This window comes from Variovorax sp. TLI9-5A (assembly GCF_056867935.1).
Window position 1 is genome coordinate 662,853 of the sequence record NZ_CP200310.1, and the last position, 12,274, is coordinate 675,126.

The 12,274-nt window shown below is 69.9% G+C and carries 11 protein-coding genes; 6 read left to right on the plus strand and 5 right to left on the minus strand.

Going from position 1 to position 12,274, the window contains the following annotated elements:
- Positions 1–8 precede the first annotated feature (8 nt).
- The 6 genes from kdpB (at position 9) to kdpE (ending at position 6,826) form a co-directional block, all read left to right on the plus strand.
- Positions 9–2,108, plus strand: coding sequence for a potassium-transporting ATPase subunit KdpB (kdpB, locus tag AC1VNX_RS03190; protein WP_483155430.1), 2,100 nt, complete (start codon positions 9–11; stop codon positions 2,106–2,108).
- 107 nt (positions 2,109–2,215) lie between these two features.
- Positions 2,216–2,830, plus strand: coding sequence for a potassium-transporting ATPase subunit KdpC (kdpC, locus tag AC1VNX_RS03195; protein WP_483155431.1), 615 nt, complete (start codon positions 2,216–2,218; stop codon positions 2,828–2,830).
- Between the two features lie 13 nt (positions 2,831–2,843).
- Positions 2,844–3,230: a hypothetical protein gene (locus AC1VNX_RS03200; RefSeq protein ID WP_483155432.1), complete on the plus strand. Its 387-nt coding sequence runs from the start codon at positions 2,844–2,846 to the stop codon at positions 3,228–3,230.
- Positions 3,220–3,354 (plus strand): hypothetical protein, encoded by a 135-nt coding sequence (locus tag AC1VNX_RS03205; protein ID WP_019657716.1) that lies wholly within the window; start codon positions 3,220–3,222, stop codon positions 3,352–3,354. Before AC1VNX_RS03200 ends, AC1VNX_RS03205 begins: the two co-directional genes overlap by 11 nt.
- A gap of 12 nt (positions 3,355–3,366) precedes the next feature.
- Complete coding sequence (locus tag AC1VNX_RS03210) at positions 3,367–6,123, plus strand: DUF4118 domain-containing protein (protein WP_483155433.1); 2,757 nt, start codon at positions 3,367–3,369, stop codon at positions 6,121–6,123.
- 4 nt (positions 6,124–6,127) lie between these two features.
- Complete coding sequence (gene kdpE, locus AC1VNX_RS03215) at positions 6,128–6,826, plus strand: two-component system response regulator KdpE (RefSeq protein ID WP_483155434.1); 699 nt, start codon at positions 6,128–6,130, stop codon at positions 6,824–6,826.
- A gap of 323 nt (positions 6,827–7,149) precedes the next feature.
- On the opposite strand, the gene AC1VNX_RS03220 is transcribed toward kdpE, so the two are convergent.
- From AC1VNX_RS03220 to AC1VNX_RS03240, 5 genes are all read right to left on the minus strand, one after another.
- The gene (locus AC1VNX_RS03220; RefSeq protein ID WP_483155435.1) at positions 7,150–8,271 is read right to left on the minus strand and encodes a zinc-binding dehydrogenase; all 1,122 of its coding nucleotides are present in this window, start codon (positions 8,269–8,271) and stop codon (positions 7,150–7,152) included.
- Between the two features lie 87 nt (positions 8,272–8,358).
- Positions 8,359–8,931 carry a tyrosine-protein phosphatase gene (locus AC1VNX_RS03225; RefSeq protein WP_483155436.1) on the minus strand — a complete coding sequence of 191 codons (573 nt, stop codon included), beginning with the start codon at positions 8,929–8,931 and terminating at the stop codon, positions 8,359–8,361.
- The gene (locus tag AC1VNX_RS03230; protein ID WP_483155437.1) at positions 8,928–9,425 is read right to left on the minus strand and encodes a hypothetical protein; all 498 of its coding nucleotides are present in this window, start codon (positions 9,423–9,425) and stop codon (positions 8,928–8,930) included. Before AC1VNX_RS03230 ends, AC1VNX_RS03225 begins: the two co-directional genes overlap by 4 nt.
- Positions 9,422–10,588, minus strand: a complete 1,167-nt coding sequence (locus AC1VNX_RS03235; RefSeq protein ID WP_483155438.1) for an MGDG synthase family glycosyltransferase — start codon at positions 10,586–10,588, stop codon at positions 9,422–9,424. The genes AC1VNX_RS03230 and AC1VNX_RS03235 overlap by 4 nt, the downstream gene beginning before the upstream one ends.
- Positions 10,589–10,777: 189 nt before the next feature.
- Positions 10,778–12,223, minus strand: coding sequence for a nicotinate phosphoribosyltransferase (locus tag AC1VNX_RS03240; RefSeq protein ID WP_483155439.1), 1,446 nt, complete (start codon positions 12,221–12,223; stop codon positions 10,778–10,780).
- Positions 12,224–12,274 lie beyond the last annotated feature (51 nt).

A 12,274-nucleotide genomic window follows, 5' to 3' on the forward strand; every position in this document is an offset into this window, starting at 1 on the left:
AGCCCGCCATGACCGCCAATACAAAAACCTCTCTCTCGCTCTTCGACGCGGCGCTGGTCAAGCCCGCGCTGTGGGCCGCCTTTGCCAAGCTCAACCCGCGCACGCAGTGGCGCAACCCGGTGATGTTCATCGTCTACATCGGGAGCAGCCTCACGACGGTGCTCTGGGTGCATGCGCTGAGCTTCCCGGGCGACACCGGCATGAAGCCCGCCTTCGTGCTGGCCGTGACCATCTGGCTGTGGTTCACCGTGCTGTTCGCCAACTTCGCCGAGGCCCTGGCCGAAGGCCGCAGCAAGGCGCAGGCCGCCTCGCTGCGCGGACTGCGCAAGGACACCTGGGCCAAGAAGCTGCAGGAGCCGCATCACGGCGCCCAGTGGCTGCCGGAGCAGGCGCCCAACCTGCGCAAGGGTGACATCGTGCTGGTCGAGACTGGCGACGTCATTCCGCTGGACGGCGAAGTGATCGAAGGCGTGGCCTCGGTCGACGAAAGCGCGATCACCGGCGAATCGGCACCGGTGGTGCGCGAATCGGGCGGCGACTTCTCGGCCGTCACCGGCGGCACCCGCGTGCTGTCCGACTGGCTGGTGGTGCGCATCTCGGTGAACCCGGGCGAGTCGTTCCTCGACCGCATGATCGGCATGGTCGAGGCCGCCAAGCGCCAGAAGACGCCCAACGAGATCGCGCTGACCATCCTGCTGGTGGCGCTGACCATCGTGTTCCTGGTGGTCACCGTTACGCTGCTGCCGTTCTCGGTGTTCAGCGTGGAGGCCGCCGGCGCGGGCACCGTGGTGTCGCTCACCGCGCTGGTCGCGCTGCTGGTGTGCCTGATCCCGACCACCATCGGCGGCCTGCTGTCGGCCGTGGGCGTGGCCGGCATGAGCCGCATGATGCAGGCCAACGTGATCGCCACTTCGGGCCGCGCGGTGGAAGCCGCCGGCGACGTCGACGTGCTGCTGCTCGACAAGACCGGCACCATCACCCACGGCAACCGCCAGGCCAGCGCCTTCCTGCCCGCGCCGGGCGTGACCAAGGCGCGCCTCGCGCGCGCCGCGATGATGGCCTCGCTGGCCGACGAGACGCCCGAGGGCCGCAGCATCGTCGAGCTTGCGCGCCGCGACGGCCTGGAGCCGACGCAGGTGGAGGGCGCGCGTTTTGTCGCCTTCACCGCGCAGACGCGCATGAGCGGCGTCGACCTGCCGGCCGCGCCCAACAGCCTGGACACCGACATCGTGCTGCTGCGCAAGGGCGCGGTCGACGCGGTGCGCCGTCACGTCGAGGCCATCGGCGGCACCGTGGCGCCCGAGGTGCTTCGCGCGGCCGAGGAAGCCGCCCGCCGCGGCAGCACGCCGCTGGCCGTGGCCGAGGGCAACCGTGTGCTCGGCATGGTCGAGCTCAAGGACATCGTCAAGACCGACATCAAGGAGCGTTTTGCCGAACTGCGCCGCATGGGCATCAAGACGGTGATGATCACCGGCGACAACAAGCTCACGGCGGCGGCCATCGCCGCCGAGGCCGGTGTGGACGACTTCCTGGCCGAGGCCACGCCCGAGGACAAGCTCGCGCTCATCCGCCAGTACCAGTCCGAAGGCCGCCTCGTAGCCATGACCGGCGACGGCACCAACGACGCCCCCGCGCTCGCGCAGGCCGACGTGGCCGTGGCCATGGGCAGCGGCACGCAGGCCGCGAAGGAGGCCGGCAACATGGTCGACCTCGATTCCAACCCGACCAAGCTGCTGGAAGTGGTGGAGACCGGCAAGGCGCTGCTGATGACGCGCGGCTCGCTCACCACCTTCTCCATCGCGAACGACGTGGCGAAGTACTTCGCCATCATCCCGGCGATCTTCATCTCGACCTACCCGCAGCTGGGCGCGCTCAACGTGATGCGGCTCGCGAGCCCGTCGTCGGCGATCCTGAGCGCGGTGATCTTCAACGCGCTGGTGATCGTGTTCCTGATTCCGCTGGCGCTCAAGGGCGTGCGCTACCGGCCGGTGGGCGCCGCCGCGCTGCTGCGCCGCAACCTGGCCATCTACGGCCTGGGTGGTCTGCTCGTGCCTTTCATCGGCATCAAGCTGATCGACTGGCTGCTTGTCGCCGTGGGCTTGGTATGACCCCCAGGCTTCTCCCACCCCCTTTCCAAGGGGGCAACACCGGTGGCCCGGCGAAGCCGGTTCCACGGTGTTCCCCGAAACGTCCGGACCATTGAAAGGTATCGATCATGAATAACAACCAAAGCGACGGCATCGTCCGCCCCGCGCTCGTGCTCTTCGTGCTGCTGAGCGCGCTCACCGGCCTGATCTACCCGATGGCCGTCACCGGCGTCGCGAAGACGGCCTTCCCCGCGCAGGCGGACGGCAGCCTGATCGTGATCGACGGCACCACGGTGGGCTCGAAGCTCATCGGCCAGAACTTCAGCGACCCGAAGCACTTCTGGGGCCGTCCCTCGGCCACCGCGCCGCAGCCCTACAACGCGAGCGCCTCGGGCGGCTCGAATCAGGGCCCGCTCAACCCCGCGCTGACCGATGCGGTGAAGGCGCGCGTGGAAGCGCTGCGCGCGGCCGATCCGGACAACACCGCACCGGTGCCGGTCGATCTGGTCACGGCCTCGGCCAGCGGGCTCGACCCCGACATCAGCCCCGCCGCCGCGCAGTACCAGGCGGCGCGCGTGGCACGCGTGCGCGGCATGCCGCTGTCGCAGGTCCAGTCGCTGATCGACAGGAACACGCAGAAGCCCCTGCTGGACTTTCTGGGCGAGTCGCGCGTCAACGTGCTGGCGTTGAACATCGCGCTCGATGCAGCTTCGGGTTCCTTCAGTCCTTCCGCCCCGCGTTGAGGAGAAACAAACCATGGCCTATGCCGCTTACCGAGAACACCCCGGCGTGCCGAGAACGCACGCCCTCATGAACACGCAGGACAGCAAGGGCAGCAGCAACAGCAGCAGCAGCCCGTTCTACGTGCTCGACGTCACGGTCTGCTGCGCCGACGCCTTGCGCGTGCGCCGCAGCATCGCCGGCTGCCCCGAGGCGGGCGTGGTGCGCTGCGAGCCGCTGCTGCATGCCTGCAGCTCGCAGGAAAGCGACGCACCCTGCGTGCGCCTGATGATCCGCCTGCCGCTCGCCCGCTATGCCGACGTGCTGCACCGGCTGATCGAATGCGTGCCCTCGGGCGAGATCGGCCGGCTCGTGAGCTGGCGCGAGCACCTCGCGCGCTGCGGCCTGCGCCATGGTCACTGACCTCCTCATGGCGCTGCTGGCGATGGCGGCGCTGTTCGTGCCCCTGGGCTTCGCCTGGTGGGTGCTGTCGCGCACCGCGCGGCGCCACCAGCGTTCGCGCCGCAAGGACGGTCCGATGCGCTAACCTGTGCCGCCGATGAACGAAGTGCTCCGCCCCGACCCCGACGCGCTGCTCGCGCAGCTGCGCAGCGACGAGGCGCGCGCCCAGCGCGGCAAGCTGCGCATCTATTTCGGCGCCAGCGCGGGTGTCGGCAAGACCTGGGCCATGCTCAGCGCCGCGCAGCGCGAGCGTGCCGCCGGGCGCGACGTGCTGATCGGCGTGGTCGAGACCCATGGCCGCAGCGAAACTGCTGCGCTGCTCTCGGGGCTGGAGGCGCTGCCGCTGCGCGAGCTGGACTACCGCGGGCGCACGCTGGCCGAGTTCGACCTCGACGCCGCGCTCGCGCGCAAGCCCGCCGTGCTGCTGGTCGACGAGCTGGCCCACACCAATGCCCCCGGCTCGCGCCACGCCAAGCGCTGGCAGGACGTGCAGGAGCTGCTGTCCGCCGGCATCGAGGTGTGGTCGGCGCTCAACGTGCAGCACCTGGAGAGCCTCAACGGCACGGTCGGCGCCATCACCGGCGTGCGCGTGCACGAGACCGTGCCCGACACCGTGCTCGACGAGGCCGACGAGGTGGTGCTGGTCGACGTCACGCCCGACGAGCTCACCGCACGGCTCGCCGCCGGCAAGGTCTACTTGCCGCAGCAGGCGGAGCGCGCAGCGCAGAACTTCTTCCGCAAGGGCAACCTGATCGCCCTGCGCGAGATCGCGCTGCGGCGCACCGCCGAGCACGTGGAAGACGACGTGCGCGGCTGGCGCGTGGAGCAGTCGGGCCCCGGCGGCGCGGGCGGCAACGGCAAGGGCCCCGGCCTGCAGGCCTGGAACACTTCGGGCGCGATCCTCGCGTGCGTCGGCCCCCACGAGGGCGCGGCGCAGACCGTGCGCACGGCGGCTCGTCTGGCAGGGCAGCTCAACGTGCGCTGGCACGCGGTGTACGTCGAGACGCCCCGGCTGCAGCGGCTGGCCGCGGCGGAGCGCGACCGCATCCTCGCAGTGTTGAAGCTCGCGGAAGAACTGGGCGCGGCCACGGCCGTGCTCACCGGCTCCGATGTGGCCGAGCAGCTCGCCGAGCAGGCGAGGCGCCTGAACTGCGCCACGCTGGTGCTGGGGCGCTCGCAGCCCGAGACCGGCTGGCGCCGCTGGTTGCCCGCGCGGGCGGTGCCGCTTGCGCGCGCACTGGCACAGCGCGCGCCGGCGCTCGACATCATGGAAGTCGCGCCCGCCGAAAGCTCGCGCCGCCTGTCGCGCGCGCCGCTGCAGGGCGCGAGCATCGACAGCGACGACCACGAGAAGGCCCCCATCTACTGGCCCGGCTATGCATGGGCGGCGGCCACCAGCATCGCGCTCACGCTGGTGTGCACGCCGCTGGTCGGCGTGCTGGAGCTGTCGAACATAGTCATGCTGTTCCTGCTCGGCGTGGTGGGCGTGGCGATGCGCTTCGGGCGCGGACCCTCGGCACTGGCCGCCTTGCTCAACGTGGCCGCCTTCGACTATTTCTTCGTGCCGCCGCGCCTGTCGTTCGCGGTGAGCGACGTGCAGTACGTGCTGACCTTCGCGATCATGCTCGGCGTCGGCCTGCTGGTGGGCCAGCTCACGGCGGGGCTGCGCTTCGCGGCGGGCGTGTCGACCAGCCGCGAGCGGCGCGCGCGTTCGCTGTTCGAGCTCACGCGCGAGCTGTCGGCGGCGCTCGAGGCCTCGCAGGTGGTCGCGCTCGGCACGGCGGCCGTGCGGGGCCACTTCGGTGGCGATGCGCTGGTGCTCGTGACTGACGCGGCCGACCAGCTCGTGCTGCCCGCCGACGCGCCCGAAGGCTTCGATCCGCAAGTGGCCGACTGGGCCTTCCGCCATGGCCAGAGCGCCGGTCTCGCCACCGCCACGCTCGCGGCCCAGCCCTGGCACTACGTGCCGCTGCGCGCGCCGATGCGCGTGCGCGGCGTGCTCGCGCTCTCGCCCGCGCAGCCGCGCTGGCTGCTCATTCCCGAACAGGCGCAGCAGCTCGACACGCTGGCACGGCAGATCGCCATCGCGCTGGAGCGCGTGCACTACGTCGAGGTGGCGCAGCAGGCCGTGGTCGAGATGGAGTCGGAGCGGCTGCGCAACGCGCTGCTGGGCGCCATCTCGCACGACGTGCGCACGCCGCTCACCGCGCTCATCGCGCTGGCCGAGTCGCTGCAGACATTGCCGCCCGAGGAGCACGCCAACGCGGCGCGCGCCATCGTCGCGCAGGCGCACGAGCTGCATGCGCTGGTGAGCAACCTGCTCGACATGGCGCGGCTCGAGAGCGGCATCGCCGGCGGCGCGGTGAACCTGCGGCGCGACTGGCAGTCGGTGGAGGAGGTGGTCGGCTCGGCCATCCGCGCGGCGCGCACATCACTGGGCGGCACCGTGGTGCAGACCGCGCTCGACCCCGAGCTGCCGCTGGTCGAGTTCGACGCGGTGCTCATCGAGCGCGTGCTGGTCAACCTGCTGGAGAACGCCACCAAGTACGGCGCGCCGCCCATCGTGGTCGGCGCGCGTGCCGAGCCCGGCGCGCTGGTGCTGACGGTGCGCGACCACGGCCCCGGCCTGCCGGCCGCGCTGCTGGGCCACGAGCAGAAGCTCTTCGACAAGTTCACGCGCGGCGAGGCCGAATCCGCCACGCCGGGCGTGGGCCTGGGCCTGGCGATCTGCAAGGCGGTGGTGAGCGCGCACGGGGGCGAGATCACCGCCGAGAATGCGCGCGACGGCGGTGCAGAATTCACCGTCACGCTGCCGCGCCGCGAGCCGCCGGAACCCGCTGAAGCCCAAATCTGAACCCATGCCTTCTCCCACCGCCATCGTGATCGAAGACGAGCCGCAGATCCGCCGGTTCGTGCGCGGCGCGCTCGAGGCCGAAGGCTGGGCGGTGCACGAGGCGGGCACCCTGCGCGACGGGCTCGCCGCGGCAGGCACGCGCCAGCCCGACCTGCTGGTGCTCGACCTCGGCCTGCCCGACGGCGACGGCGTCTCGCTGATTCGCGACGTGCGCGGCTGGTCGGCCGTGCCGATCATCGTGCTCTCGGCACGCACCGACGAAGCCGACAAGATCGCCGCGCTCGACGCCGGCGCCGACGACTACCTCACCAAGCCCTTCGGCACCGGCGAACTGCTGGCCCGCGTGCGCGCCAACCTGCGCCGCCCGCGCACCGCCGGCAGCACCGAGGAAGCGACACCCGAAGCGCTCTTCCGCTTCGGCGAGATCGAACTCGACCGCGCCGCGCGACTCGTGCGCCGCGCAGGCGTCGAGGTACATCTGACACCGACCGAATACCGCCTGCTGTCGGTGCTCGTCGCGAACGCGGGGCGCGTGCTGACGCAGCGCCAGCTGCTGCGCGAGGTGTGGGGCCCGTCGTACACCGACCAGAGCCACTACCTGCGCATCTACATGGGGCACCTGCGGCAGAAGCTGGAGGCCGACCCGGCGCAGCCGAAGCATCTGCTGACGGAGACGGCAGTGGGGTATCGGCTGGTCGTTTAGTTCTTCCAGGGACGGCGGCGAGCGCTACGTCGATCCCTGAGGCCGCTCCGGGTATTGCTCCCTCTCCCGGAGGGAGAGGGTTGGGGTGAGGGCGACGGCATCAACGGCACGACAGGCCCGGTATGCGGCGCGGTGCGTTCGGCCCCTCTGTGCCGCCGAGGAGCGCAGCGTTTCGCGGACAAGGGCTCGCAGCTGTTTGAGCGAAGCGAGTTCTGCGAGACCCCGCGAAACGTGAGCACCGCAGGGAAGCCGCGAAGCGGCCGGCATAGTGGGGACGAGCGCGCCGTGCCGCGTACCGGGCGCTCCCATTCAAGCAAGGCGAATCAGGCCTTGTTCGGATTCAGCAGGAACTTCTCCCCCGTCGCCTGCTTGCCATAAACGCCAATCGCATCGAGCCGCAGCATCTCCACCAGCGACACCTCGCGCGTGTAGTGGCTCGCAAACGTGGTCTTCAGTTCGGCGACCACGCGCGCCTTCAGGCGCTGGGTTCCGGCGTCGCCCAGGCGCTGCAGGAAGGGGAACAGCAGCCAGCCGCCCATGCCCCAGGTCATGCCGAAATTGCGCACCACCTCGGTCGGGCCGCGGTCGAGGCCGCCGTAGATGTAGACCTGCTTGTGGGTGTTGGAGCCGTAGCGGCTGTATTCCTTGGCGGTGCGGTTGATGGCCGCTTCCATGCAGCCGAGGATCTGGCCCGCGAGCTTGCCGCCGCCGATGGCGTCGAAGGCCAGGGTGGCGCCGGTCTCGGCGAGGGCCTGGGTCAGGTCCTCGATGAAGGTGGGCGAGCTCGAATTGCACACGTACTTGGCGCCGAGGCCGCGCAGCAGGTCTTCCTGGTCCTGCTTGCGCACGATGTTGACGAGCGCGATGCCGTCCTTCTGGCAGATCTTGTTGAGCATCTGGCCGAGGTTGGACGCGGCGGCGGTGTGCACCAGCGCCTTGTGGCCTTCCATGCGCATGGTCTCGACCATGCTCAGCGAGGTGAGGGGGTTGACGAAGCACGAGGCGCCTTCGGCCGGCGTGGTGCCTGCCGGCAGTTCCATGCATTGGGCGGCGGCGAGGCAGCGGTACTGCGAGTACATCGCGCCGCCGATGGCCGCCACGGTCTTGCCGAGCAGCGCTTGAGCGGCCGGCGACGAGCCGGCCTTCACCACCACGCCCGCGCCTTCGTTGCCCACGGGCATCGATTCGTCGAGCCGCGCCTTCATGGCGGGCAGCACGCGCTCGGGCACGGTGGCGGTGACGACGGGGCGATCGGCGGTGCCGGAGGCCTTGGCGGTGCTCATGTCGGCCGCGCCGAAAAGCAGGCCCAGGTCGGACGGGTTCAGTGGCGAGGCCTCGACGCGGATCACCACTTCGTGGGCCTGCGGCTCGGGAATGGGGTCGTCGTGCAGCGAGAGTTCGAGTTCGCCGCTGGAGCGGATGAGGGAGCGGATTTGCAGTGCCATGGAAGAGCCCTTCTGGTCAGGTTCGCGGATGGCCTTCGGCCACGGGGCGGCCAGTATAGGAGCGGGGTTCGCTGCCTGCTGGCGCCTTCAGGACACCACCGGAATCGCCGGCGCGTGGGCCAGCGCGTCGCGCATGGCGGCCGGGTCGAGCCGCTCGATGTAGCGCGGGATGTTGCGCCACAGCGTGTGGTAGCCGTAGCCGCCGCGCAGCATCTCGTGGCGGGCACTGTCCTTGTCCCAGTCCTGCAGCGCCATGCGGTAGACCGCCGCGACCACGCCGGTGCGGTCGGCGCCGTGCATGCAGTGGATGAGCACCGGCCCCTGCTTCTCGGCCGCGCGGATGGCCTGCAGCGCGCGCAGCACCTTGGCGTCGTCGATGGACCAGGTGTTGATCGGCACCCGCACCAGCCGGATGCCGCTGCCGGCGAACACCTTTCGGTCGTCGTTGAACGAACGCAGGCTCACCACGGTGCGGATGTCCAGCGACTGCAGCGCCGCCAGGTTGGCGCGCCGGGGCTGCGCGCTGCGGTACAGGGTGGGCGTGATGCGGTGCAGGTTCTCCACGCCCAGCGCGTCCAGCGGATCGGCCCAGTGGCCGGGGCGCGGTGCCTCGGCGATGGGCTCCTGCAGGCGTTCCCTGCGCTTTCTCCCGCCGCTCATCGGGCGCCCTTGCGCGGCCAGTGCCGCGTCGCCAGGATGACCGCCGCCACCGCGAGCCCGCCCCAGTAGTCGACGGGCGCGCCCCAGATCCAGTGCTTGTGCCAGAACGCGTCCGCCGGGTTGAAGCGCTCCCAGCCGAAGGCCGGGTTGATGAGGAACCAGGTGAAGTCCTCGCAGACCCAGAAAACGATGAGGCCCGCCACCGCCAGCCCCACGTCGCGCCAGGTCCAGCGGCCGTTGAAGGCCAGCGGCGAGAAGAACACCAGCGCCATGAAGGTGAAGACCCAGGCGTGGTAGCCCGTCATCGCGCGGCCGCCCCAGAAGATGTCGAGCCAGATGCTGTTCTCGATGCGCCATGTCGGCAGCGAGGTGGCCCAGCCGGCACCGCCTTCGATCTGGATCTCGGCGTTGGCGAAGAAGAAGGCCATGACGACCACCCAGGCGAGATACCCGAGCGTGCGTGCCACGCTCGTCTTTTCGACGGCCGGGCTCATGCGGCTGTTCCCGTCGCGGTTCCCAGCACGCGCTGCAGCACCGATCGCGCTGCCTGCGGCTTGCCCAGCGCCCGGCTGCGCGCGGCCATGGCCGAGAGCTTGGCCGGGTCGGCCATGAGGCGCGCCACCTTGTAGTCGAGGCCGATGGCGTCGTAGGCAAGCCAGGCTGCGCCTTCTTCCATCAGGAAGCCGGCGTTGTGTTCTTCCTGCCCGGGAATGGGCGAGATCAGCAGCATCGGCTTGCCCAGCGCCAGGCACTCCGACACCGTGAGGCCGCCGGGCTTGGTCACCACCAGGTCGGAGGCGGCCATCATCCGGTGCATCTCGTTGGTGAAGCCGACGGCGGCCACGCGGCCCGGATGACGTTTGGCCAGCGCTTCGAGCCTGCCGTGCGCCTCCACGTTGCGGCCGGCGACGGCGATCACCTGGAAGTCGTTCGGCTTGCCGTCCGGCCCGCCCATGCCGAGCACGCGCTCGACCATGCTCGGCAGGTCGCCGACACCGGCACCGCCCGACACCATCAGCAGCACCGGCCGCGAAGGATCGAGCCCGAGCCCGGCTACGCAGGCATCGCGCGCCAGCGAAGGCGAATCGGGCTCGGAGAACGCGGGCATCACCGGGATGCCCGTGACGTGGATGCGCTCGGCCGGAACACCGCGCGCCTGCAGGCGGAAGGCCACTTCCTCGGTCGCGGCGAGGTAGCCCGTCATGCCTGGCACCAGCCACATGTTGTGCAGGTCGTAGTCGGTGATCTGCAGCCACACGGGGTAGTCGATGCGGCCCCGGTTGCGCTCGCGCATCAGCAGCTCGGCCGGCAGGAAGTGGGTGCAGATCACCGCATCGGGCTTCTCGCGGCGGATCTCGTGCACCAGCGCGCCGGTGCTCAGCCGCTCGATGCCGCGGCGCAGGCGCTGCGAGGGCGCATGGTGCGGCGTGACGTCGGTGCGCTGGTGCAGGTAAGACCACAGCTCAGGCGCGCGATTCACGAGCTGGATGTACCAGTCGGTGTAGACCTTGCGGAACCCCGCGGCCACGTGCGCCATCGCGTCGATATGAACCGCCGTGCAGGGCGGGGCGAGGGACTGGGCGGTGGCGGCAAGCGCCTGTGCTGCACGCACGTGGCCGTTGCCGGCACTCACGCTGAGGATCAGGAGTTTGGTCATGAAATCCGGGAGTTGCGCGGATTATGGCGATGCCGTGTGGCAGTGTTCTTGGGGCTGTGATTGGCGCTGTTGTTCGGGGCGCGATCTGCTCCCCGCAGCGAAATAAAGGAGGAGCCCGAAGGGCGGGGGACATTCGCGGAGGGGAGTACCCGGTGGCCTGGGTACTCCCCCCGAACGCCTGAGCTCAAATCAAAGCGGCGCCCGCGAAGTGATGAACTGATTCACCCCTGCAGCAGCGCGTTCGCGCACAGCATCGAACGTGGTGCTCTCGACGATGCGCCCGTTCTCGAACACCGTCTGCAGCAGATCGGCCTGGCCTGCCGCCAGCGTCTCTTCACGCACCGTGCGCTCGATGCCGTTCGCATCGCGCACCAACGCAAGACGCCCCTTCTTCGAGGTCTTGCCCACGTCTCCAACAGGCGACTTGTACACGTCGCGCCACTGGCCGTTCACCTGCATGGCCGAGCACTTCATCGCCCACTGCATGGTGTCGCGGTTGACCTGCTGCAGCAGCCCGCCGCCCATGCCGAAGGAGATGTTCTCGGTGGAGAAACCGTTGTGATAGAAGTTCGACAGGCACAGCCGCAGCGAGTCGAGCGTCACGCCGTCGCCCTGGATGATTCGCACGTTGTTCAGCACGCGGAAGCCCTTGGCGTTGGTCGTGGTGCCGAAGCGGTCGGCCAGGATGCGCGCCACCTTCAGCGTGGTTTCGGCCGGGTCGCCCGAGTCGGGCCGCACCACCAGCGTGGCGCCCGAGGCCACCACCTTTGCCTTCAGCTCTTCGCCCCAGATGCGCGCGCAGGCGTTGAAGATGTCGTAGCTGTCGCTCACCACCGCGAAGGTCGCGCCGGGCTTGCCGAACTGGTCGATCATGTTGCCGTAGGCATCGGCCTCGTGATCGCGGCCCCAGCCGGTGATGGTGCTGTGCTCCGCCGCCGGAATCGAAAAGCCCGCCACGTCGCAATCGTAGTAGCGGCGCGCCGCCACCAGCGCGGCCAGCGTGTCGGTGCCCATGAAGTTCACCAGGTGCGCCATGCCGCCGAGCGCGGCCGATTCGAGGCTCGACACGCCGCGCGCGCCGAAGTCGTGCAGCCTGAAGGCGATCTGGCCCTGCGGGTCGTCGCAGGTCGCCTCCAGGTAGCGCAGCAGCGTGGTGCGCGCGGCGGCCGAGAGCGTGGCCACCGTGGTCGGGTACCAGATGGCGCGCAGCAGCTCGGTCTCGAGGAAGCTCGTGACCCAGAAGAACTCGGGGTCGGTGTTCTCGATGGTCGCGAGCACGTTGTGCACCGGCAGCACGCTGCCCTCGGGCACGGCGCGGATGCGCACCGGCATCAGCCCGCCGTGCTTCTCGATCAGCCGCAGCCAGCCCTCGCGGTTGAAGGGCTCGCCGTGCACGGCCATGAGCGCGGCGGCTTCCTCCACGTCGTCGCGCGTCACCGGCGTCTGCAGGTATTCGCGCAGGTAGGCCTGCAGCCCGAAGAAGAGGGAATGGCTGAAGATGCCGCCGCGAGACTCGATGTAGCTGTACACCGTCTGCGTGCCGGGCGGGTACTGCATCCAGTGCGAGACCTTGTAGGAGTCGGTGCGCAGCAGCAGGTTGTTGCCCAGGGGCGAGGAGGTGAGATTGCGGTTCATGTGAAAGCTCCTTTCACTGTGGCGCCCGTCAACCAGGCGCCGTTCTTGCTG